At 67.2% G+C, this 20,496-nt stretch carries 23 protein-coding genes; 12 read left to right on the top strand and 11 right to left on the bottom strand.

The features are described 5' to 3' along the window. Nucleotides 1–144: 144 nt before the first annotated feature. The gene (locus tag ACWDXS_RS04040) at nucleotides 145–1,323 is read right to left on the bottom strand and encodes a thiolase C-terminal domain-containing protein (RefSeq protein ID WP_449961792.1); all 1,179 of its coding nucleotides are present in this window, start codon (nucleotides 1,321–1,323) and stop codon (nucleotides 145–147) included. Further along, nucleotides 1,320–2,510 carry a Zn-ribbon domain-containing OB-fold protein gene (locus tag ACWDXS_RS04035; protein ID WP_067444818.1) on the bottom strand — a complete coding sequence of 397 codons (1,191 nt, stop codon included), beginning with the start codon at nucleotides 2,508–2,510 and terminating at the stop codon, nucleotides 1,320–1,322. The genes ACWDXS_RS04040 and ACWDXS_RS04035 overlap by 4 nt, the downstream gene beginning before the upstream one ends. A gap of 125 nt (nucleotides 2,511–2,635) precedes the next feature. Between ACWDXS_RS04035 and ACWDXS_RS04030 the strand changes: the two genes are divergently transcribed. Both ACWDXS_RS04030 and ACWDXS_RS04025 read left to right on the top strand, forming a co-directional pair. Next, nucleotides 2,636–2,827, top strand: a complete 192-nt coding sequence (locus ACWDXS_RS04030; protein WP_449961789.1) for a hypothetical protein — start codon at nucleotides 2,636–2,638, stop codon at nucleotides 2,825–2,827. Beyond that, nucleotides 2,824–3,717, top strand: coding sequence for an alpha/beta fold hydrolase (locus tag ACWDXS_RS04025; RefSeq protein ID WP_067444810.1), 894 nt, complete (start codon nucleotides 2,824–2,826; stop codon nucleotides 3,715–3,717). Before ACWDXS_RS04030 ends, ACWDXS_RS04025 begins: the two co-directional genes overlap by 4 nt. 64 nt (nucleotides 3,718–3,781) lie before the next feature. Here ACWDXS_RS04025 and ACWDXS_RS04020 read toward each other — a convergent pair whose 3' ends face one another. Genes ACWDXS_RS04020 through ACWDXS_RS03990 form a run of 7 tightly spaced genes read right to left on the bottom strand, consistent with a single transcriptional unit; the run spans nucleotide 3,782 to nucleotide 10,431 of the window. Next, nucleotides 3,782–4,930, bottom strand: coding sequence for an acyl-CoA dehydrogenase family protein (locus ACWDXS_RS04020; RefSeq protein WP_449961785.1), 1,149 nt, complete (start codon nucleotides 4,928–4,930; stop codon nucleotides 3,782–3,784). A gap of 17 nt (nucleotides 4,931–4,947) precedes the next feature. Further along, the gene (locus tag ACWDXS_RS04015) at nucleotides 4,948–6,093 is read right to left on the bottom strand and encodes a thiolase family protein (protein ID WP_449961783.1); all 1,146 of its coding nucleotides are present in this window, start codon (nucleotides 6,091–6,093) and stop codon (nucleotides 4,948–4,950) included. A 17-nt stretch (nucleotides 6,094–6,110) separates the two neighbouring features. Beyond that, nucleotides 6,111–6,941 carry an enoyl-CoA hydratase/isomerase family protein gene (locus ACWDXS_RS04010; RefSeq protein WP_449961780.1) on the bottom strand — a complete coding sequence of 277 codons (831 nt, stop codon included), beginning with the start codon at nucleotides 6,939–6,941 and terminating at the stop codon, nucleotides 6,111–6,113. Beyond that, nucleotides 6,941–8,161: a CaiB/BaiF CoA transferase family protein gene (locus ACWDXS_RS04005; RefSeq protein WP_449961777.1), complete on the bottom strand. Its 1,221-nt coding sequence runs from the start codon at nucleotides 8,159–8,161 to the stop codon at nucleotides 6,941–6,943. The genes ACWDXS_RS04010 and ACWDXS_RS04005 overlap by 1 nt, the downstream gene beginning before the upstream one ends. After that, nucleotides 8,161–8,928: an SDR family NAD(P)-dependent oxidoreductase gene (locus ACWDXS_RS04000; RefSeq protein WP_449961774.1), complete on the bottom strand. Its 768-nt coding sequence runs from the start codon at nucleotides 8,926–8,928 to the stop codon at nucleotides 8,161–8,163. Before ACWDXS_RS04000 ends, ACWDXS_RS04005 begins: the two co-directional genes overlap by 1 nt. Nucleotide 8,929: 1 nt before the next feature. Further along, entirely contained in the window at nucleotides 8,930–10,108 is a 1,179-nt protein-coding gene (locus ACWDXS_RS03995) for an acyl-CoA dehydrogenase family protein (RefSeq protein WP_449961771.1), read from the bottom strand. A 14-nt stretch (nucleotides 10,109–10,122) separates the two neighbouring features. Beyond that, on the bottom strand, nucleotides 10,123–10,431 hold the full coding sequence (locus tag ACWDXS_RS03990; RefSeq protein ID WP_449961768.1) for a hypothetical protein: 309 nt from the start codon (nucleotides 10,429–10,431) through the stop codon (nucleotides 10,123–10,125). A gap of 157 nt (nucleotides 10,432–10,588) precedes the next feature. On the opposite strand from ACWDXS_RS03990, the gene ACWDXS_RS03985 reads away from it, so the two are divergent. Genes ACWDXS_RS03985 through ACWDXS_RS03945 form a run of 9 tightly spaced genes read left to right on the top strand, consistent with a single transcriptional unit; the run spans nucleotide 10,589 to nucleotide 17,784 of the window. Next, the gene (locus ACWDXS_RS03985) at nucleotides 10,589–11,122 is read left to right on the top strand and encodes a carboxymuconolactone decarboxylase family protein (RefSeq protein WP_067444787.1); all 534 of its coding nucleotides are present in this window, start codon (nucleotides 10,589–10,591) and stop codon (nucleotides 11,120–11,122) included. A gap of 4 nt (nucleotides 11,123–11,126) precedes the next feature. Then, nucleotides 11,127–12,398, top strand: coding sequence for an aromatic ring-hydroxylating oxygenase subunit alpha (locus ACWDXS_RS03980; protein WP_067444784.1), 1,272 nt, complete (start codon nucleotides 11,127–11,129; stop codon nucleotides 12,396–12,398). Then, nucleotides 12,379–12,705, top strand: a complete 327-nt coding sequence (locus ACWDXS_RS03975) for a hypothetical protein (RefSeq protein ID WP_387444603.1) — start codon at nucleotides 12,379–12,381, stop codon at nucleotides 12,703–12,705. Before ACWDXS_RS03980 ends, ACWDXS_RS03975 begins: the two co-directional genes overlap by 20 nt. A 2-nt stretch (nucleotides 12,706–12,707) precedes the next feature. After that, nucleotides 12,708–13,919, top strand: a complete 1,212-nt coding sequence (locus tag ACWDXS_RS03970; RefSeq protein WP_449961763.1) for an amidohydrolase family protein — start codon at nucleotides 12,708–12,710, stop codon at nucleotides 13,917–13,919. Beyond that, nucleotides 13,915–14,322 (top strand): nuclear transport factor 2 family protein, encoded by a 408-nt coding sequence (locus ACWDXS_RS03965; protein WP_378990423.1) that lies wholly within the window; start codon nucleotides 13,915–13,917, stop codon nucleotides 14,320–14,322. The genes ACWDXS_RS03970 and ACWDXS_RS03965 overlap by 5 nt, the downstream gene beginning before the upstream one ends. After that, the gene (locus tag ACWDXS_RS03960; RefSeq protein ID WP_449961760.1) at nucleotides 14,319–15,419 is read left to right on the top strand and encodes an acyl-CoA dehydrogenase family protein; all 1,101 of its coding nucleotides are present in this window, start codon (nucleotides 14,319–14,321) and stop codon (nucleotides 15,417–15,419) included. Before ACWDXS_RS03965 ends, ACWDXS_RS03960 begins: the two co-directional genes overlap by 4 nt. A 51-nt stretch (nucleotides 15,420–15,470) precedes the next feature. Beyond that, entirely contained in the window at nucleotides 15,471–16,220 is a 750-nt protein-coding gene (locus ACWDXS_RS03955; RefSeq protein WP_449963404.1) for an acyl-CoA dehydrogenase family protein, read from the top strand. Continuing rightward, nucleotides 16,217–16,876 carry a TetR/AcrR family transcriptional regulator gene (locus ACWDXS_RS03950; protein ID WP_449961757.1) on the top strand — a complete coding sequence of 220 codons (660 nt, stop codon included), beginning with the start codon at nucleotides 16,217–16,219 and terminating at the stop codon, nucleotides 16,874–16,876. Before ACWDXS_RS03955 ends, ACWDXS_RS03950 begins: the two co-directional genes overlap by 4 nt. A gap of 32 nt (nucleotides 16,877–16,908) precedes the next feature. Then, nucleotides 16,909–17,784, top strand: coding sequence for an acyl-CoA thioesterase (locus ACWDXS_RS03945; RefSeq protein WP_449961754.1), 876 nt, complete (start codon nucleotides 16,909–16,911; stop codon nucleotides 17,782–17,784). Between the two features lie 34 nt (nucleotides 17,785–17,818). Here ACWDXS_RS03945 and ACWDXS_RS03940 read toward each other — a convergent pair whose 3' ends face one another. Both ACWDXS_RS03940 and ACWDXS_RS03935 read right to left on the bottom strand, forming a co-directional pair. Next, on the bottom strand, nucleotides 17,819–18,745 hold the full coding sequence (locus ACWDXS_RS03940; RefSeq protein ID WP_449961753.1) for an inositol monophosphatase family protein: 927 nt from the start codon (nucleotides 18,743–18,745) through the stop codon (nucleotides 17,819–17,821). 23 nt (nucleotides 18,746–18,768) lie between these two features. Beyond that, nucleotides 18,769–19,878, bottom strand: a complete 1,110-nt coding sequence (locus tag ACWDXS_RS03935) for a hypothetical protein (RefSeq protein ID WP_449961750.1) — start codon at nucleotides 19,876–19,878, stop codon at nucleotides 18,769–18,771. Nucleotides 19,879–20,132: 254 nt separating this feature from the next. On the opposite strand from ACWDXS_RS03935, the gene ACWDXS_RS03930 reads away from it, so the two are divergent. Further along, nucleotides 20,133–20,423 (top strand): hypothetical protein, encoded by a 291-nt coding sequence (locus tag ACWDXS_RS03930; RefSeq protein WP_449961747.1) that lies wholly within the window; start codon nucleotides 20,133–20,135, stop codon nucleotides 20,421–20,423. The last annotated feature ends 73 nt before the right edge of the window (nucleotides 20,424–20,496 follow it).

Here is a 20,496-nt window from a genome sequence, read left to right as displayed (position 1 = left end):
CTCGGCACACGCCGCGGGCAGCCCGAACCGGCGGCTCGATCTGATGACCGCATCAACCCGAAGCGAGATGCGATCACCTGGCATTGCCGCCAATACTGTGCTGATCGACTCAGCGATCGCGGCCACCGTCATCGACGGACCCGCCTACGACTGAGCCGAGTCTCGCGCGTCGGGCCCGGCCAGGATCGTCACGGCCGCGACCGCCGTGGGGCCACCGATGGAGTGCGCCAACCCGATTCGTGCCCGGTCGACCTGGTTCACCGCGTCGCCGCGCAACTGCTCGAACAACTCCACGCACTGCGCCACCCCGGTGGCGCCCGGCGGATGTCCCTTCGACTTCAGGCCGCCGCTCGGATTGACCGGTAGCGCGCCGCCGACGCTGGTGACGCCCGCTTCGACGAGCTTGTGGGCCTCGAACCGATCGGCGAACCCGAGATCCTCGTAGCTCATCAACTCGATGCCGGTGAAGAAGTCGTGCACCTCGGCGACATCGATGTCCGACGGGGTCAGCCCGGCCATGCCGAACGCCTGGCGCGCGGCACGGACCGTGGCAGGGAACGTCGTCATGTCCCGCTTGTGCTGGTGCATCACCGAATCCATGCCGAGTCCCACCCCGCGAATCCACACGGGGCGGTCGGTGTAACGGTCGACCACGTCCTCAGCCACCAGCACGAGCGCCGCCGCCCCGTCGCTCTGCGGCGCGCAGTCGTAGAGCCCGAAGGGCGTGACCACCGTCGGCGCCGCGAGGGCTTCCTCGATACTGATCTCGAAGCGCAACCGCGCCTTGAGGTTTCGCACGCCGTGCCGATGGTTCTTCACCGCGACCATGGCCATGTGCTCGCGCGTGGCAGGCGATTCGTGCAGGTACCGTGCCACGTGCAGCGCGAACCCGGCAGGCGCGACCAGCCCGAGCGGGTAGTCCCAGGCCATGTCACGGGTCATCGCCTCCCACTCCCACAGCATGTCCTTGGATGCCGACTCACGCAGCTTGTCCGCGCCGACCACCAGGGCCACGTCGATAGCGCCGGAGGCGATCGCGAGCAGCGCGTTGCGGACCGCGTCGTGCCCGGTGGCGCAGGCGTTCTCGACGCGGGTCACCGGAATGTCGGGCAGCCCGAGGGTGTCGGCGAGAATGCCGGAGGCGAACCCGTCGGCGGTGCCGAGCTCACCGAACCACGCCGCCTGGATGTCGGATTTGCGCAGCCCCTTGTCGATGGTGCGCGCGCAGTCGGCGAAGGCCATCGGCACCAGATCTTTGATACCGAGCGCGAAATGCTCGGCGAAGGGCGTCATTCCGGCGCCGACGATGGCGACTCTTCTCATGCTGCCGACTCCTGTCGTTCGGGGGTTTCCGGTTCGAAGGCGTAGCCGTAGTCCGGCACGCCGGAGCGCACCGCCACGCGTCGCAACACCATGCGGCCGCGATCGCCGATGTCCACCGAACCCGGTTCGGCGCTGGTCACTTTCACCAGCGCGCGCACGCCGACCTCGTCGAGTTCGACGATGACCAGCGAATACGGCGTTTTCAGCCCGGGCACCGGCACATGCACCGTCACCGACGTGTACACGGTGGCGGTGCGGGGCAACGGCACCAGCGTGTAGTCGGTGCGCAAAGTGCCGTCGTCGTCCACCCGATAGCGAGGTGGGAAGTCCAGTTCGTCGGTGCCGTCGTGGCGTCCGGCCGCCCAGCGCACTTTCGCCTCGAACGCGCGCTCATAGGCGGCCAGCGAGATCGGGATGTCGGCCCCGGGCACGAAGCTCGTCACCGGTTTCTCCCGCGGCGGCGGTTCGCGCCGATGCACCGGCACCGCGCCGGCCGCGACCGTGACGCCGGACAGACTGCCCTGTTCCACCCCGACCAGCGGGCCGGCCTGCCCCGCGTCCACCATCGCCGCCAGCGCGAACAATCCAGAACTCGCCCCCAAGGTGGGCAGCGGCGGCGGAGTACCGATACACAGGTCGGTGGCCTGTTCGTGATCGACACCGGCCACCGCGACCGGGGTGTCGAGCCAGGACGCGGCCAGTGACCCGAGAAGTCCGCGTTCGCGCAATAGTCGGGGGTCGCCGTAGTCGTGCACGACGCCGGTGGCGTAGCGGGTCCGGACCGGCAGACTCCGGGCGACGCGCGCCGCGGTGCGCACCTGCAGTCCGCGTTCGCCCGTGACGGCGGCGGCCGCGCCGGCCGGATCGAGGTCGACGCCGATCACCAGGGTTCGCGGCCGCGCCGAGCCGAGGGCGTCGAGGGTCGCGGGTGCGCCGCCGAGCCGTTCGGTGACCTCGAGCTCGGAATCCAGACCGAGGCCTGCCAGCAGTACCGCGGCGTTGCCGCCTTCCAGCAGCGGCAGATCCCGGCTGACCAGCACGACGTGCTCCACCCCGGCCCCCGAGGCGATCGCGGCCCGGCCCGCTTCGACGGCGAGGGTGATCGCGTCCTCGTCGTCACCGGGTACGCGCTGTTCGGCGGTACCCCAGCACGGCAGATAGGTACCGACCGAAGCGATCAACGGCATCGTGCTCTCCCGACCTAGATGATAATGTGATTCTCATATTAGAGAATGCAGTCTAGCAACAGGCCGGAATCGGTGACATTGCGATCCGCTCCCTGGATCTTTCCGACAATTGAATGGGGAGTCTCATGACTGGGACAACTCTCCCGCTGCCCAGCGGCGGCATCACCGTCATCGGGCGCCTGCGCGCGTACGCCCACCACTACGGCACGGCGGTGCTGCCGGATCTCACGATCGCTGCCTGTGCCGTGCTCGTCTCCGCGGAGGCGGGCCATCTCACCCTCACCCCCACCGACTCCGAAGGCGACTCCACACCATGACCAGTGCCGGTTCCGATCTGGTGCGGCTACCGCACGAGGTACCGATCAGCTCCTACGTCGTCGATATCGACGGAATCCCGATGTCGGCCACGGTCGCCGAGGCGGCCGACCCGCGCGCCGTCATCATCGCCGTCCACGGCGGCGTAACGACCTCCGCCTACTTCGACTGCCCCGGCCACCCCCGGCTGTCGCTGTTGCGCACCGCGCCCGCGCTCGGGTTCACGGTGGTCGCGATCGACCGCCCCGGCTACGGCAGTTCGGCGCCGCACGCGGCCGACATCGCACCGGCCGCCCGCCGCGTCGACCTCGCCTACGCCCTGGTCGAGCGCGTGCTCGGGACGCGCGAGCGCGGAGCGGGGATGTTCATCCTCGCGCATTCGGCCGGGTGTGAACTGGCCGTCCGGATGGCCGCCGACGAGCGTGGCGCGCAGTTGCTCGGCATCGAACTCGCCGGCACCGGCAGGAAACACCACCCCGAAGCCATCAGCAACCTGACAGCGGCCGGGCCGGGGCGCGGCGAACGTCTGCGCGAACTGCTCTGGCAGCCGAGCCGTCTGTACCCGGCCGAGGTCTTCGGTGGCGCGGCGATCGCGTCGCCGGGCCCGGCGTACGAGGCCACCATGATGCCGCAGTGGGTGGCGCACGATTTCGAGCACACCGCCGCGAAGGTCCGCGTTCCCGTCCAGTTCACCGTGGGCGCGTACGAAAAGGTTTGGCGCACCGACCCACTCGCGTTGGGCGAGATCACCGCGCTGTTCACGGCCGCGCCGCGCGTGCTGCTCCACGAGCAGGCCGACGCGGGCCACAACCTGAGCATGGGGCATTCGGCGACCGCCTATCACCTCCGGGTGATGTCGTTCATCGAGGAATGCGTGATCGCGCGCCGCTGAGATCGCCGATCAACGAAATCCGCCCCACGACAAGGATTGTCGTGGGGCGGATTTCGTCGGTGTCTCAGAGGCCGAGGGATTTGGCGATGATCACCTTCATGACCTCGCTGGTTCCGGCGTAGATCCTGGCCACTCGCGCGTCGGTGTACAACCGTGCGATCGGGTACTCGCTCATATAGCCGTAACCACCGAACAGCTGCAGACACCGATCGACCACGCGGCCTTGCACTTCGGTGGTGAACAGCTTCACGCGTGCCGCGTCGGGGCCGGACATTTCACCCTCGACCAGATCCAGCACGGCACGATCCACCATGGCCTGCGCCGCCTCGACCTCGGCCGACATCGCGGCGAGTTCGAACTTGGTGTTCTGGAAGGACGCGACCGGTTTCCCGAAGGCCTTGCGTTCCTTGACGTAGTCGATCGTGGCGGTGATCGCGGCCCGCGCCTGGGCGACCGAGCCGACCGCGACCGTCATCCGTTCCTGCGACAGATTGTTGCCGAGGTAGCCGAAGGCCTCGCCTTCGGCCCCGAGCCGATTCGCCACGGGAACCCGAACCGCGTCGAACGACAGCTCGACGGTGTCCTGCACCTTGCAGCCCATCTTGTCCAGCACCCGCCCGCGCTCGAACCCGGGCATGCCGTCCTCGACCACCAGCAGGGTCAGGCCCGCGCGCCGGTTCTCCGGATCGGTCGAGGTCCGCGCCACCACGATCACCAGATCGGCGAGCAGGCCGCCGGTGATGAACGTCTTCGCGCCGCTGAGCAGATAGTCGTCGCCGTCGCGCACCGCGTAGGTGCGCATCCCGGCCAGATCGGATCCGGTGCCGGGTTCGGTCATCGCGATGGCGGTCAGCAGCGAACCGCTCGCCAGCCCGGGGAACCAGCGTTCACGTTGCTGCTCGTCGGCGTAGGCCAGGAAATACGGGAGGATGACATCGAGCTGGGTGCGCACCGTGCTCAGCGTCACCAGCGCTCGCGCCGCTTCCTCCTGCAGGACGGCGTTGTAGCGGTAGTCCCGCAGGCCCGCTCCCCCGTACTCCGGTGGGATGGCGACGCCGAGAATGCCGAGGGCACCGAGCTTTTCGAAGACCTCGCGCGGCATCTGCCCGGCCTTTTCCCACTCGGCGTAGTGGGGCGCGATCTCCTTGTCGATGAATTCCCTGGCCAGCCCGCGGAAGGCTTCGTGGTCCTCGGTGTAGATGTCTCGGCGCACCGATGTCTCCTTGTTGCTCAGGCGACCAGTTCGACGATGGCGGCGTTGGCGGTGCCGCCGCCCTCACACATCGTTTGCAGGCCGTAGCGAATTCCGTTGTCGCGCATGTGATGAACCATCCGGGTGAGCAGACCCGCCCCCGAACCACCGAGCGGATGACCGAGCGCGATGGCACCGCCGAGCGGGTTGAGCAGCTGTGCGTCGGCGCCGGTTTCGGCGAGCCAGGCCAGCGGCACCGACCCGAACGCCTCGTTCACCTCGAAGACACCGATCTCGGCGAGATCGAGACCGGCTTTGCGCAGGACCTTCTCGGTCGCCGGAATCGGACCGGTCAGCATGAGTACCGGGTCGGCGCCGGTCACCGCGCCCGCGCGGTAGCGCACCAGCGGTGTCAGCCCCAGTTCGCGGGCCCGCTCCGGTGTCGTCACCAGCACGGCGGCGGCGCCGTCGGAGATCTGGGAGGAGTTACCCGCGTGGATCACGCCGTCGGCTTGGAAGGCCGGCTTGAGTTTGGCCAGGGTCTGGGGTGTCGTCCCGCGGCGCACGCCTTCGTCGGCGGTCACCGTCCCCGCTTCGGTCTCGACGGGCACGAGCTGGGCGTCGAACGCGCCACGATCCTGGGCGGCCGCGGCCAGTTCGTGCGAGAGCGTGGCGAATTCGTCGAGCCGATGACGATCCAGCCCCCACTTCTGGGCGATCAGCTCCGCGGAAATGCCCTGGTTGAACGAGAAATCCTGATAGCGCGCACGGGCTTTCGGGCCGTAGGGGGCACCACCCTCCTTCGCCGCGCCGAGCGGGACCCGGCTCATCACCTCGACCCCACCCGCGACGACGACATCCTGCTGCCCCGACATCACCGCCTGCACAGCGAAATCCACCGCCTGCTGGCTCGAGCCGCACGCCCGGTTCACCGTCGTGCCGGGAATGCTCTCCGGCCATCCGGCGGCCAGCACCGCGTAGCGCCCGATATTGCTCGACTGGTCACCGACCTGGGAGACACAGCCCCAGATCACGTCGTCGATCACGGCCGGGTCGATCCCGGTGCGCTCGATCAGGGCGCTGAGCACCACCGCGGACAGGTCCGCCGGATGGGTCCCCGCCAGTCCGCCGTTGCGTTTGCCCCACGGCGTGCGCACCGCCTCGACTACTACTACCTCACGCATGGCGCTCTCCATTCGAACTAGTCATCGTTGTGTTCGGTCTGCCGGGCGATCGCCCAGCGGCCGGTGAACTCCGGTTCCCGGGCGGCCGCGAACGCCGCGAAGGCCTCCGGTGCGTCGGCGGTCGCGAAGTTCACCCCCTGCGCCCGAGCCTCATTGGCCAGCGCGTCGCGCAGGGTGCGGTCCGCGCCCTCGTTCAGCAGTGCCTTGGTCTGGGCCAGCGCCACCGGCGGTCCGGCGGCGAGCCGTTCGGCGAGCTCGACGACGAAGGCGTCGAGCTCGGGTTCGGCGACGACCCACGTCACCAGGTTCAGTGCGTGCGCCCGCTCGGCGTCGATCGTCTCGGCCAGCAGCGCCAGCCGCTTGGCCTGTTGCAGTCCCACGAGTTTGGGCAGCAACCAGGACCCGCCGAGATCGAGCGAGAGCCCGCGGCGGGTGAAGATCTGCGAGAACCGCGACTGCGGCGTCGCGACCACCAGATCGCAGCCCAGTGCCAGGTTCCAGCCCGCGCCGACCGCCACCCCATGCACCTTGGCGATGGTGGGAATCGGCAACTCGTGCAGCAGCAGCGCGACATCGGTGAGCGCGCGCAACTTGTGCAGGGGATGGCTGGGGTCGGGTGTGGCGATATCCGCGCCGGAGCAGAAGGCCCCGCCCGCGCCGGTGAGCACGAGGGCGCGGACGTCGCGGTCGCGGCCTGCCGCGTCCAGTGCCTCCCGCAGCGCCGCCCACAGTTCGCGATTGATCGCGTTCTTGCGGTGCGGCCGATGCAGGGTCAGCGTGCGCACACCGTTGCGGTCTTCGGTCAGCAGGATCCGTTCATCGCGGGTGTCTTTGTCCCCCAACGTCATCAGGGCACGGCCGTGGCGATGAGACGGTGCAGGCGCAGCAGGGCGATTTCGTCGTCGGTGAGACCGAACTCCGCGAGCACCGCGTTCGTGTGTTCGCCCAGCGCCGGCACCGCGCCCATCGGCGGATCGAACCCGCTGATTATCGGGGGCGGGAGCAGCGCCGGGATCTGCCCGACCGGGGTATCGATCCGACGCCAGCGATCGCGTTCGGTCAGCTGCGGATGGTCCAGCACTTCGCTCGGGGTGTTGTAGCGGGCGTTGCCGATGCCCGCGGTGTCGGCGGCCTGCTGGATGTGGGCCAGGTCGTGGCCGGCGCACCACGCGCCGATCTCGGCGTCGAGCACCTCGCGATGACGAACCCGGTCGGAATTGCTCCGGAATCGTGGGTCGTCGGCCAGATCCGCTCGTCCCAGCAACTCACGCGAGAGCCGTTGCCATTCCCCGTCATTGGTGGTGCCGAGCACCACGGTCTGCCCGTCACCGGTCGGGTACGCGCCGTAGGGCGCCACCGCGGGCGAACTCATGCCGAGCGGCTGCTGATCGATGCCGGAATGCCGGGTGTAGGTGAGCTGGTAGCCCATCACCTCGGCCATCGTGTCGAACAGGCTGACCGTGACCGCCGCCCCCTTGCGGGTGCGCCGGTCGCGCGCGGACAGCATGGCCAGGATCGAGATCGCCGCGTACAGACCGGAGCAGACATCGGCGACCGGTGGACCGGGCTTGGCGGGCGCGCCCGCCGCACCGGTCACCGCGCACACTCCCGATTCCGCCTGTGCCAGTAAGTCGTACGCGCGTTTGCCCGACAGTGGGCCGCCGGCGCCGAAGCCGTCGATCTCGACCGCGATCAGGTCGGGATGGCTGTGCTCGAGGTCGGCCGGGGTGATACCGAGCCGCGCGGTGGCGCCGGGAGCGAGATTGGAGACGAGCACGTCGGCGTGGTCGAGCAGCCGGTGCAGCACCTCCATTCCGGCCGGCGACTTCAGGTTCAGCGCCACCGATTCCTTGCCACGATTCACCCAGACGAAGTGCGCCGCGAGGCCGTCGACCACATCGTCGTAGTACCGGGCGAAATCGCCCCCGTCCGGGTTCTCGATCTTCAGCACCCGCGCACCGAGATCGGCCAGGGTGCGCGTGCACATCGGCGCGGACACCGCCTGCTCCAGCGCCACCACCGTGACACCGGCCAACGGCGCGGGGTCCGCCGCCGCGTGTGCGGCCATCACATCACCATGCCGCCGTCGACCGGCAGCACCTGCCCGGTGACGAAGGAGGCCGCGTCGGAGGCGAGGAACACGAAGGCGCCCGCCACCTCGTCCGGTTCCGCCCAGCGGCGCAACGGAATTCGGTTCAGCATCTGCGCGGAGAACTTCTCGTTGGTGCGCAGGGTGCTGGTCATCGGAGTCGCCGCCAGCGGGGCGAGCGCGTTCACCAGGATCTGCTTGCGGGCCAGCTCGCGCGCCAGCGATTTCGTGACGCCGATGATGCCGGCCTTGGCCGCGGAGTAGTTCACCTGGCCGAGCGTGCCGACGATGCCCGCCGACGAGGTGACATTGATGATCCGGCCGGTGCCATCGGTCGCCAATTTCGCCAGCGCGGCCTGCGAGCACCGGAACGTGCCGAGCAGGTGGATGTCGAGCAACAGCGACACCGATTCCTCGCTGGTCTCGGCGAACATGGCCGGAGCGGTCACACCGGCGTTGTTCACCAGAATGTGCAGGACTCCCCCGGCCAGCTCGGCCGCCGCGGCGACGGCCGCGTCCGCGGACGCCCGGTCGCGCACGTCGAGCGCCGCGCTGCGGGCGGTGCCGCCCTCGGCCACGATCTTCTCCGCGACCACGGCCGCGGCGGCGCCGTCGACATCGGTGACCAGCACCGCGGCGCCCGCGGTGGCCAGGGCCCGCGCGACAGCGGCACCGATGCCGCCTGCCGCGCCCGTGACCAGTGCCGATCGTCCGGTCAGATCGAACAGTGCTGTGTTGACGGTCATTTCAGTAGCTCCTCGGCATTCCCAGCGTGTGCGATCCCAGGTAGTTCAGGATCATTTCCTGACTGATCGGCGCGATCTTCATCACGCGCGCCTCGCGGAAGTAGCGGGCGACGTTGTACTCCTCGGCGTAACCCATCCCGCCGTGGGTTTGCAGCGCGCGATCGGCGGCGGTGAAACCTGCCTCCGCGCACAGATACTTGGCGGTGTTCGCCTCGCGACCGCACGGTTGGCCGTTGTCGTAGAGCCAGGTGGCCTTGCGCAGGACCAGCTCGGCGGCGTCGAGATGGGTCAGCGAGTCGGCGAGCGGGAACTGGATGGCCTGGTTCATCCCGATCGGCCTGCCGAAGACTTCGCGGTCACCGGCGTAGCGCACGGCCCGGTCCAGGGCGACCCGGCCGATGCCGAGTGCTTCGGCGGCGATCAGCATCCGCTCGGGGTTGAGCCCGTCCAGCAGATACCGGAAACCCATGCCCTCTTCTCCGACCCGGTCCTCGACCGGAATCCGCAGGTCGTCGATGAACAGTTCGTTCGAGGTGACGGCGTTGCGACCCATTTTCGCGATCGGCCGGATGTCGACCTTGGTGCGGTCGAGGTCGGTGAGGAACAGGGTCATGCCGTCGGTCTTCTTCTCGACGTCCTCGTACCGGGTGGTGCGCGTGAGCAGCAGGATCTTCTCCGACTCCATGGCCTTGGAGATCCACACCTTGCGCCCGTTGACCACGTAGTGATCGCCCTCGCGCCGGGCGAACGTACTGATCCGGGTGGTGTCGAGACCCGCACCCGGTTCGGTGACCCCGAAACACACGTGCAGATCACCGCTGACGATGCGGGGCAGGGTCCGGCGCTTGAGCTCCTCGGATCCGTGCACCACCACCGGATGCATGCCGAAGATCGACAGGTGAATCGCGGTGGCCGCGTTCATCCCACCGCCGGAGCGGGCGACCTCCTCGAGCAATATCGACGCCTCGGTGATCCCCAGCCCGTGCCCGCCGTACTCCGGCGGAATCGTGATGCCGAGCCAGCCGCCCGCGGCGATGGTGTCGTAGAACGCCGCCGGGAACTCGTGGGCCTGATCGCGCTCCATCCAGTACTTGTCGTCGAACTTCTTCATCAGCTCGGCGACCGAGTCGCGGATCAGCTGCTGATCCTCGCTCAGCGCGAAACTCATCCCACCGGACATGCGTGGTTCCCCCATCAATCCGAGGCGGGCAGCGCTTTGGCCGCCTTCACCGTCATCGGCTCGCCGTCGCAGCTCAACGAGCCCGCGCCCGCCGCGATGCACAGCACCTCGACGTGCTCGGCCACATCCACATACCGCTTGCCGATCACCGTGCTCGGCGCACCGCTCGCGGCGACCGTGGGGGCGTTGACGGCAGGGACCATCGGGCTCGCGCCACAGGTGATCACGGGCGTCCGATTGGCCGGTACCCGGATCACCACCACCCGCGTACCGCAGACGGTGCTGGCGAGTTGATCACCGGGACGCAGTGGCACTGCGGTCATGGTGGATCTCCCTTCCTGAGGTTACGTCACTCTCTCTCAATGAAAACTAGCTTCTCATTCAGCGAGAATCAATGACCCGTTGACTATCCGCCCAACCCATGGAAATCTTACAGTTCAAATACGAGAACGTGATTCTCCGAATCGAGAGGAGGCAGTGATGCGCCTACCCCCGCTGCCGGCGGACCAATGGGACGAGCAGGTTCAGCGCGCCCTGTCCGGTCTGCTCCCCCGGGACCGGCAGAACCCGGCGGACGCCGGAAACGCACTGTCCACCCTGGTCCGCCATCCGGACCTGACGAAGGCCTACCTGAGCCTCGGTGTGCACCTGCTGTTCCGGTCGACACTGCCGGCGCGGGTACGCGAACTGGCGATCCTGCGCGTCGCCCATCGACGCGGCTGCGCCTACGAGTGGGCCCATCACGTGGAGATGGCCCACGAGTCCGGCGTGAGCGCCGCCGATATCGCGGCGGCGCAGGGCGGGCCCCCCACCGACGAGTTCGATCGCGTGATCTTCACCGCGACCGACGAACTCGACACCACAGCGAACCTGTCCGATTCGACCTGGGCCGCCCTCGGCGCGCACCTCGACGAGCGGCAGTGCATGGATCTGGTCTTCACGGTCGGCGGCTACGGCATGTTGGCCATGGCCTTCAACACCTTCGGCGTCGAAGTCGAACACACGGAAAGGTAATCCTTTGGCCCACTTCACCAAGCCGACAGCGGGTAGCTGGACGGAGCACTACCCCGAGCTCGGCACCGAGCCGGTGGACTACACCGACTCCATCGACCCCGACTTCTACGAGGACGAGCGCAACGCCATCTTCAAGAAGACCTGGCTCAATATCGGTCGCGTCGAACGACTTCCGAAGGTCGGCAGCTACTTCACCAGGGAACTGCCCTCGGTCGGCACCTCGCTCATCATCGCCAAGGGCAACGATCAGGTCGTGCGGGCGTTCCACAACATCTGCCGCCACCGCGGCAACAAGCTGGTCTGGGACGACTTCCCGAACGAGGAGACCTCGGGCACGTGCCGCCAGTTCACCTGCAAGTACCACGCCTGGCGCTACAGCCTCGAGGGTGAGGTGAACTTCGTCCAGCAGGAGAAGGAGTTCTTCGACCTCGACAAGCAGCTCTACGGCCTCAAAACCGTGCGCTGCGAGGTATGGGAGGGCTTCATCTTCGTCAACCTCGACGAGGACGCCCCGCCGCTCACCGAGTACCTGGGCACCCTCGTCGCCGGCGTCGAAGGCTACCCGTTCCACGAGTTCACCGAGGTCTACAGCTACCGCGCCGAGATCGGCAGCAACTGGAAGCTGTTCATCGACGCGTTCGCCGAGTTCTACCACGCGCCGATCCTGCACATGAAGCAGGCGGTCAAGGACGAGGCCGACAAGCTGGCGGGCACCGGTTACGAGGCGCTGCACTACGAGCTGCAGAGCCCGCACTCGATGATCTCCTCGTGGGGCGGCATGGCCCCGCCCAAGGACCCCAACATGGTCAAGCCGATCGAGCGCGTGCTGCGCAGCGGCCTGTTCGGACCGTGGGACAAGCCCGACATCGAGGGCCTGGACAAGCTGCCCGAGGGCATCAACCCCGCCCGCCACCGGGCCTGGGGCGTCGACGAGTTCGAGATCTTCCCGAACATGTCGCTGCTGTTCTGGGAGCCCGGCTGGTACCTCACCTACCACTACTGGCCGACCGCGGTGAACAAGCACATCTTCGAGGCGAACCTGTACTTCGTGCCGCCCAAGACCGCGCGCGAACGCCTGGGCCAGGAGCTGGCCGCGGTCACCTTCAAGGAGTACGCGCTGCAGGACGCGAACACCCTCGAAGCCACCCAGACGATGCTGGCCACCCGCATCGTGTCCGATTTCCCCCTCAACGACCAGGAGATCTTGCTGCGCCACCTGCACAAGGTCGCCAAGGACAAGGTTCAGGAGTACCGAGATGCCACTGCTGCCCGCTGAATTCGCTGATCTGGAGCAGTTCTCCGACTGGGTCCTGCCCACCGAGCCGCAGCGCTACACCAAGCGTCTCGCCTCGAGCATGCCCGACATGCAGGAGTTCTACGACAAGGCGTTCCCCCGGCTGGAGGACGCGATCACCTACTGCGACAAGTTCCCGCTCGACGACCTGCCCGAGGATGCCCGCGCGCTGCTGCATCTGATGCAGTCGCTGGTGAACGTGTCCTTCCCCGTCGAGGTCTGGAAGCAGGCGCGGGTGCCCGACTCCGGCGCCGCCATGGTCCACCTCATCCGGGAGCCGGTGGTCTGATCATGCTGACGCTGTTGGCCGCCGGGTACCTCGACATCGACACCGGCGAGATCGTCCGACCAGGAGTCATCCGGATCGAGGGTGATCGGATCGTCGGCCTCGGCGGCGAACCCGAGGGCGAGATCATCGACCTCGGCGACGCCGTCCTGCTGCCCGGCCTGATGGACATGGAGGTCAACCTCCTGATGGGCGGGCGCGGCGAGACCGGGCTGGCCTCCAGCGTTCAGGATGATCCCCCGCTGCGAATGCTGCGTGCGGTGGGCAATGCCCGCCGCACGCTGCGGGCCGGTTTCACGACCGTGCGCAACCTCGGTCTGTTCGTCAAGACCGGCGGGTATCTGCTCGACGTCGCGCTCGGCAAGGCCATCGACGCCGGCTGGGTCGACGGTCCGCGCATCGTGCCCGCCGGGCACGCGATCACCCCGACCGGCGGACATCTCGATCCGACGATGTTCGCCGCGTTCGCCCCGCACGTGCTGGAACTCAGCATCGAGGAGGGCATCGCCAACGGTGTCGATGAGGTGCGCAAGGCGGTCCGGTACCAGATCAAGCACGGCGCGCAGCTGATCAAGGTCTGCGTCTCCGGCGGCGTCATGTCGCTCACCGGAGCGCCTGGGGCGCAACACTATTCGTCCGAGGAACTGCGGGCGATCGTCGACGAGGCGCACCGGCGCGGGTTGCGGGTCGCCTCGCACACCCACGGCGCCGACGCGGTGCGCGCCGCAGTCGAGGCGGGAATCGACTGCATCGAGCACGGCTTCCTGATCGACGACGACGCCATCGCCCTGATGGTCGAGAAGGGCACCTACCTGGTGCCGACCACCCGCCTGGCCGACGCCATGGACGTGTCGAAAGCACCGCCGGAGCTCCAAGCCAAGGCGGCGCAGATGTTCCCGCGCGCCCGCACCTCGGTGCTGGCCGCGTACAAGGCCGGGGTGAAGATCGCGGTGGGCACCGACGCCCCCGCGATCCCGCACGGCCGCAACGCCGACGAGTTGGTCGCGCTCGTCGATCGCGGCATGAGCCCGTTGGCCGTGCTGCGCGCCGCGACCGTCACGGCCGCCGAACTGATCGATGTCACCGACCGGGGCCGGCTGGCCGAGGGTCTGCTCGCCGACATCATCGCGGTTCCCGGCGACCCACTCACCGACATCACCGTCACCCAGCGGGTGCGGTTCGTGATGAAAGGCGGAAAAGTCTTTGTCCAGAATTGACGACGTGATCGAGCTGGAACAGCTGCTCGCGCGGTACGCGGTCACCATCACCAAGGGCGACATCGAGGGCCTGATCGCGGTGTTCACCCCCGACGGCAACTACAGCGCCTTCGGCGACACCTACCCGCTCGACGAGTTCCCCGATCTCGTCGCCGCGGCGCCGAAGGGGTTGTTCCTCACCGGCACACCGGCATTGGAGATCGACGGCGACACCGCCAGCGGCACCCAGCCGCTGTGCTTCATCGAGCAGTCGACCCACGACATGCGGATCGGCTACTACAGCGATACCTACGCGCGCACCGACGCGGGCTGGCGGCTGCGCACCAGGGCCATGACGTTCATCCGTCGCAACGGCGACCACGATTCCGGCCGTCCGCACGCCTTCGAACGACCGAGTGCGTGAACCGCGCCGACTTTCGGACCGGTCTGCGGTCCTGGCTCGACGCGAACGACCTGTCCGCGGGGCCCGACCATTCGCTCGACGCACAGGTCGAGCAACTGGCCAGGGTCCGGCGCGCGCTCTTCGACGCGGACTGGATGCGGTACGGCTGGCCCGCCGAGGTGGGAGGTCTCGGCGGACCGGCGGTGCTGCGGGCGATCCTCGGCGAGGAGGTCGCGACCCGCGACCTCGCCGAGCCCGGCATCTACTCCATGATCGAGGTGCTCGCGCCCACGATGATCTCCTACGCCAGCCCGCAGTTGGCGGCGGAAATGGTGCCGCGACTGCTCAGCGGCCGGGAACAGTGGTGCCAGGGGTTCTCCGAGCCCGGCTCGGGCAGCGATCTCGCGTCCCTGAGCACCAAGGCCGAGCAGCGCGGTGAGCACTGGGTGATCACCGGTCAAAAGGTGTGGACCAGTCTCGCCCAGTACGCGGCGCGCTGTGTCCTGTTGACCCGCACCGGAATCGGCCACGACGGGATCACCGCGTTCTTCGTCGACATGGACTCCCCCGGCATCACCGTGCGGCCGTTGCGCACGATGCACGGCATCGACGAATTCGCCGAGGTGTACTTCGACGAGGTCGTCGTGCCCGCCGACCGCATGCTCGGCCGACCGGGCGACGGCTGGCGGATCGCGATGGATCTGCTCCCACACGAGCGCTCCACCTGCTTCTGGCACCGGATCGCTTATCTCTACACGCGATTCGACCAGCTGCTCGAGCAGACCGCGCACGACCAGGCGGGCCACGACGACGCCGAACTCGGCGCTGTCCATCTGGCCCTGCACACCATCCGCTGCCGCTCGCTGGCGACGCAGGAGCGTCTGGCGGCCGGCGGCAAGCTGGGGCCGGAGACCTCCGTCGACAAGGTGCTGCTCGCCACGGCCGAACAGCACCTGTTCGACACCGTCCGCGATCTGCTGCCCGGCGTCATCGAGCTCGCCGATTCGCCGTGGCGCGCGGAATACCTGTACTCGCGCGCCGCGACGATCTACGGCGGCACCGCCGAGATCCAACGCAACATCATCGCGCGTCGACTGCTCGACCTGGGGAAAGAGTGAACCGTGGATGCTGCCGAACTCGATCTGCTGGCTCAGACGCTGCGCAAGACCATGCGCGACGTCTCCGGCGCGGAGCTGCACACAGCGCTCGTCGACCTGGGCTGGCAGGAGATGCTGACCGACGCGCCTGATGCCACTGTCCCCCTGGTGTTCCGGTTGCTCGGCGAGACCGGCGCGCACGCGCCGCTGCTCAACGACGTCATCCGGGCGGCGGGCGGACTGTCCGCCGACGACCCGGTCGCGCTGCCCTGGTCCGGGGGGACCTGGGTGCGCTGGGACCACGCCGACGACGCGTCCGGCGTTGACCGATCCCCGACCCTGGACGCCGATCTGCCGATCCGCGCGGTCCCGGCGGGGACGCCGATCCCACTGGCGCAGGGCCGACGGGCGCTGGGCTGGTGGCTCACCGGCGCGAGCCGGGCCATGCTGGCCCTCGCCCGCACCCACGCCGTCGATCGCGTGCAGTTCGGGCGGCCGGTGGCCTCGTTCCAGGCGATCCGGCACCGCCTCGCCGAGACCTTCGTCGCGATCGAGGGCGCCGAGGCCACCCTAGCCGCGGCCACCGACGATCTGGGCTTGCTGCTGGCCAAGGCCGCCGCGGGGCGGGCCGCCCTGATCACCGCGCGGCACTGTCAGCAGACGCTGGGCGGCATCGGCTTCACCGCCGAACACGATCTGCACCGCCACATCCGCCGGGTGCTGGTCCTGGACGGACTGCTCGGCAGTTCCCGCGAACTGGTCCGCGAGGCGGGCGCCATCGCGCGCGCTTCGGGCACGGCCGCGCGGCTGGTGCAGCTATGAGCGAGCGCGCGGAACCCGCCTGGAAACAACGCGCGGTGGAACGGTCGATCAAGTCCACCCGGTTGCGGGCCGAACAGCGGGTGCAGCGTTTCCTCGAAGCAGCCCAGTCGATCATCTCCGAGAACGGCAGCACCGATTTCACCGTGCAGGAGGTGGTGGAGCGGTCGCGCCAGTCGCTGCGCAGTTTCTATCTGCAATTCGACGGCAAGCACGAACTGCTGCTCGCCCTGTTCGAGGACGCGCTGCTGCGCACGGCCGAGCAGATCCGCCTGGCGGCGGCCGAGGAGGACGATCCGCTGACCCGGCTCGGAGTCGCGGTACAGCTGCTGTTCTCGCTGTGCCGGTCCGATCCCCGGGATCGCCACCCGCTGTTCACCGACTTCGCGCCGCGCCTGCTGGTCACCCATCCCGCCCACGTGAAAGTCGCGCACGCACCACTACTCGACCTCTTCGTCGACCTGGTGACCGACGCCGCGTCGGCGGGCACGCTGCGCCCCGGCCTCAATCCCCGCCGGGTGGCCGCCATGACGATGCAGACCGTGATGTTCACCGCCCAGTCCAGCGGCGGCCAGGACGACCTGGCAGCGCGCCCGATCACCGCCGAGGAAGTCTGGGAATTCTGCGCCGCGGGCGTCACCGGCACCGTGAGAACATAATTCTCTTTCAGGTAGAATAGGAAGATTCGACTATGACCGATCTCTGGAACAGCCTGCTCGCCAGCCTGGATCTGGGTGTGTCGCCGCCCGACGACAGCGCCACCGACCTCGGCCCTGCCACGACCGTGTTCGAAGGACCCCACCTGCCGCTGAACTATCGCAGGCTCTTCGGCGGCCAGATCCTGGGGCAGTTCGTCCGCGCCGCCGAACTCGCCTGCCCGGACAAATCGGTCAAGTCGATCCACACCCTCTTCGCCAAGGAAGGCGGCTACGACGCGCCGCTGCGCTACGAGGTGACCCGCCAGCACGAAGGCCGCTCGTTCGCCACCCTCGCGATCGTCGCCAGGCAGTCCGGGCGTGTCATCGCCACCGCCGCCGTATCCATGCACGTCGACGAGGACGGCCCGCAAATCCAGCACATCGAGGACGTCCCCACGCTGCTCGATCCGGAATACCGCGTCACCTTCGACCTTCTCCCCTGGGAGACAAGAGCTTTCGACGATCTCAACGCCACCGCCGCCGCCCTGCCCGAGTACGAGTTCTGGATGCGCACGCCCGCCGTCGACGCCGACCTGTCCGCCGCGCTGGCCGCCTACGCCACCGACCTGAACCTCATCGGCACCGCCCTGCGCCCACTCGAGGGCATCAGCCAGCGCGGCAACGGCACCGCGTTCAACTCCGCCGTCACCGCCCACACCCTGTGGTTCCACCGCCCGTTCCGCACCGACGACTGGCTACTGCTGCGCCAGCACAGCCCGGTCCTGGCACACGGCCGCTCCTTCGGCCGAGGCGACGTCCTCACCGTCGCAGGCGAACTCGTCGCCTCCTTCGCCCAGGAAGCCCTCGTCCGCTTCGGCGCCGAAGCGACCGAAGCGATCTCGGCCCAGCCCGCCGCACAGCGCGGGTAGTCGAGACCACGCCAGATCACAGCAACAGCCGCTGTCACCGCTGCATGGTTTCGCGTATCTCCTCTGCGAGGACTCGATTGCCGGCCGCGATGAACTTTCGGCGCGTACCCATCGTCTGGTTGATCTCCGCTGTGCTGTTGAGGCCGCAGTCCAGCGGGATCGGATCACCATCGAGATCGATCGTCACGCCCCCGGCTGCGTGCAAAATATAATGTCCGGGTGACAGATCCCAGACGGCAAACCCCTTGGCGAATTCCACCGTTGCATCGGTGAATCCGGCAGCGACGTGGCACAAACTGACAGAGCCGAAATCAACCCCGATTCGCCCTCTCCTTTTTCCGTCCGCCGATGCCGCGCTCAGTGCATCGAAGAATTGTTGTTGCTTTGCCAGAGGGCGAAATCGTTCCTCTGGACGCATCAGGTAGTTCGTGACCAGCGCTTGGGGAAGCCGGGCGCGCGAAGGCTGGTTCAGTGCATGGCGGTCGCCGCTTGCAGTGACCATGAACGCACGATCGGTGCCATCCGGTTCTCGCATGGCCGCGTATAGCTGAACATGATGAAAAATGTCGCCGACTACCGCAATGATGGGCCGTTTCAGAAATCGCGAGTAGACCATGATGTGGGTGTAACCATGCAGGGATCGAACGGCCAATTCGCTGGTATCCAGCGGATCGACGAGGATGCACAAGTCTGGTTCCGGGTCGCTTCCAACGACTTGCGGATCAGCCTCTTCCGATGCGTATATGAATGACGGCAAGTACGCGGATAGAAGTTCCTTGTAGCGTCCGTGCATCCACAAGTCGTACTCCGACAGGAAATTGTCCTCGTGGCGGATATTCTCAGTCTCCGATCGGTGCCCGGTCAGCGCGGCTTCTACCAAGCGGGGCCGTATCTCGGCCATCATAGTTGGCACTATGTCGGTGATGTACTGCGCCAACTCGGTCGTGTTCTGGTCGCTCATACGAAGGTCACCTTTGCTCGAATCTAGCGCAACTCCAATGGAGGTTCAATTCCGGGAGGGCTCATTGTTGCGGCGATGAAAATTGCTTCAAATTCTGCTGCGCGCATGATCCTGGCGCCGGTTAGGTCGTCGAAGCTGTCGACGTCCAATTGTCGGTCTTTGGTCATCGCGCCAAAGACGGCGAAGTACAGCTCGGCCTTGGGGTAGCGGCGGCGTAGTTGCCGGGCGAGGTAGCCGATTACGTCAGCATGCTTGACTTCGAAGTCGCAGATGAGAATCGTAGGAGATTCTTTGGCTTCGGGGTAGAAGGATGCACTATCCAGGTCTATGCCGTCGCGCATTTTGTTGCACCGCAAGTAGCCTATTCGGCATCGGGAAAAGCGAGATGAAGCCAGGAATGTCGCTATAACCAAGCCGGCTTCATTGACTCCGAAGCAGATATCCATGTCAAGGCGTTTGCCAAGGTTCTTGATCTGTTGCGACAACCGTTCCACCCCATAACCGAAGGTCTCCCACGTGAGATCAATCAATCTGCCGGGCTGAGGATTGAGTAGGGTGAACACGTCTACGTCCGGGTTCCCGTATTCGACAGTTGGAACAGTCAATATGAACTCCGGGCCGACTTGGCCTCCTCGAATGTGTAGAGCGGGAGGCTGACTCCGTATCGCGCCGCGCTCGAGTGCCGATGTTGGTCCACCGGCTGGAACCTTGTCCGCTGTATAGCTTTTCAGCGCTAGCTGATCTTCGATTGGCAGCCGCTCGTAGGCTTCGGCTATGAGCTCTGTTGGGCTGATGCTCTCCTCCGCGACCCCCAGCGGCCCCCGTCCGTAGGCCGCACACAAGATGAGCAAACCTGACATCGGGGGCGGGGAACCCTGCCCCCTGCGGCGAGCCCACGACTCCCAGGCGTTGACAGATGTACCGCCAAGGCTGGTCTGGTTTCCGGTCACATCGTTGTATCGCACTGCCGCCTGATCTTGGGATAGGCCTGCCGCGTATCGATACGCCTGCAAACTCGGCACGTCCGGGTATCGGGCCATCAGCTCAGCCGCCGCACCCTGTACCGATCCCAACTCGGTCCACAGTTTCTTGCCCTGCGCGGCCAGCTCCCTGCCGCGCGCCTGCGGACTCATCTGATGACTCGTGCGTGCGTTCGTGCCCGGTGACCTTGACGACGTTCCCATGACCGACAGCCCTTCACCCCATGAGCAGTAGTTGCCAGGAAGGTTACCCATCACAATGGGCAACTTCTGTATTTCACGTCATCCGAGCAGGTCAAGCTACCCAAAAACCCGTTGGAGCTTGTACCACTGAGCAGGTGTGAGGGCCCCCGCCGACTGGGAGGGTGATTAGCAGCAGCCACCCGCCCCCACAGGAGTTAGCAGCCATGACGGTCTTCACCCACGCATCAGCGTCCGACAAGCGACGTGTTGCCGACCGCCCAACCGACACGACTACCAAGAGCCTGACAGTTGTTGAGCAACAGGTGCTCGATGTCCTTGCCCCGGGTGGTCTGCTCACCGCCGACACAATCGCTCGCAACCTGAACATGTCGCCGTGGCGCGTGGCGCGTGCCCTGAACTCGCTGCGCCGCAACGGTGACGCCTTTCGGAATCAGCACGCCCAGTGGCGGGTAACCGTCGGGCAGCGTCTCGCGGAACGGCAGAGCCGGCGATGAGAAGACTCGCCCTCGCCGCGCCCCAGCAGTCTCTGCCTGAACTGCGCCGAATGCTCGAAGGGATGCGTGAGGC

It is taken from the genome of Nocardia sp. NPDC003183 (assembly GCF_053590715.1).
Note: the sequence above shows the minus strand (reverse complement) of the source record. Positions and strands in the feature narration are given on the sequence as shown.

What these genes read in the sequence shown, in the direction of transcription:
- ACWDXS_RS04040 (WP_449961792.1), bottom strand. Translation starts at nt 1,323, where the DNA reads ATGAGAAGAGTCGCCATCGTCGGCGCCGGAATGACGCCCTTCGCCGAG.
- ACWDXS_RS04035 (WP_067444818.1), bottom strand. Translation starts at nt 2,510, where the DNA reads ATGCCGTTGATCGCTTCGGTCGGTACCTATCTGCCGTGCTGGGGTACC.
- ACWDXS_RS04030 (WP_449961789.1), top strand. Translation starts at nt 2,636, where the DNA reads ATGACTGGGACAACTCTCCCGCTGCCCAGCGGCGGCATCACCGTCATC.
- ACWDXS_RS04025 (WP_067444810.1), top strand. Translation starts at nt 2,824, where the DNA reads ATGACCAGTGCCGGTTCCGATCTGGTGCGGCTACCGCACGAGGTACCG.
- ACWDXS_RS04015 (WP_449961783.1), bottom strand. Translation starts at nt 6,093, where the DNA reads ATGCGTGAGGTAGTAGTAGTCGAGGCGGTGCGCACGCCGTGGGGCAAA.
- ACWDXS_RS04010 (WP_449961780.1), bottom strand. Translation starts at nt 6,941, where the DNA reads ATGACGTTGGGGGACAAAGACACCCGCGATGAACGGATCCTGCTGACC.
- ACWDXS_RS04005 (WP_449961777.1), bottom strand. Translation starts at nt 8,161, where the DNA reads ATGGCCGCACACGCGGCGGCGGACCCCGCGCCGTTGGCCGGTGTCACG.
- ACWDXS_RS04000 (WP_449961774.1), bottom strand. Translation starts at nt 8,928, where the DNA reads ATGACCGTCAACACAGCACTGTTCGATCTGACCGGACGATCGGCACTG.
- ACWDXS_RS03995 (WP_449961771.1), bottom strand. Translation starts at nt 10,108, where the DNA reads ATGTCCGGTGGGATGAGTTTCGCGCTGAGCGAGGATCAGCAGCTGATC.
- ACWDXS_RS03990 (WP_449961768.1), bottom strand. Translation starts at nt 10,431, where the DNA reads ATGACCGCAGTGCCACTGCGTCCCGGTGATCAACTCGCCAGCACCGTC.
- ACWDXS_RS03985 (WP_067444787.1), top strand. Translation starts at nt 10,589, where the DNA reads ATGCGCCTACCCCCGCTGCCGGCGGACCAATGGGACGAGCAGGTTCAG.
- ACWDXS_RS03975 (WP_387444603.1), top strand. Translation starts at nt 12,379, where the DNA reads ATGCCACTGCTGCCCGCTGAATTCGCTGATCTGGAGCAGTTCTCCGAC.
- ACWDXS_RS03970 (WP_449961763.1), top strand. Translation starts at nt 12,708, where the DNA reads ATGCTGACGCTGTTGGCCGCCGGGTACCTCGACATCGACACCGGCGAG.
- ACWDXS_RS03955 (WP_449963404.1), top strand. Translation starts at nt 15,471, where the DNA reads ATGCGCGACGTCTCCGGCGCGGAGCTGCACACAGCGCTCGTCGACCTG.
- ACWDXS_RS03950 (WP_449961757.1), top strand. Translation starts at nt 16,217, where the DNA reads ATGAGCGAGCGCGCGGAACCCGCCTGGAAACAACGCGCGGTGGAACGG.
- ACWDXS_RS03945 (WP_449961754.1), top strand. Translation starts at nt 16,909, where the DNA reads ATGACCGATCTCTGGAACAGCCTGCTCGCCAGCCTGGATCTGGGTGTG.
- ACWDXS_RS03940 (WP_449961753.1), bottom strand. Translation starts at nt 18,745, where the DNA reads ATGAGCGACCAGAACACGACCGAGTTGGCGCAGTACATCACCGACATA.
- ACWDXS_RS03935 (WP_449961750.1), bottom strand. Translation starts at nt 19,878, where the DNA reads ATGAGTCCGCAGGCGCGCGGCAGGGAGCTGGCCGCGCAGGGCAAGAAA.
- ACWDXS_RS03930 (WP_449961747.1), top strand. Translation starts at nt 20,133, where the DNA reads ATGACGGTCTTCACCCACGCATCAGCGTCCGACAAGCGACGTGTTGCC.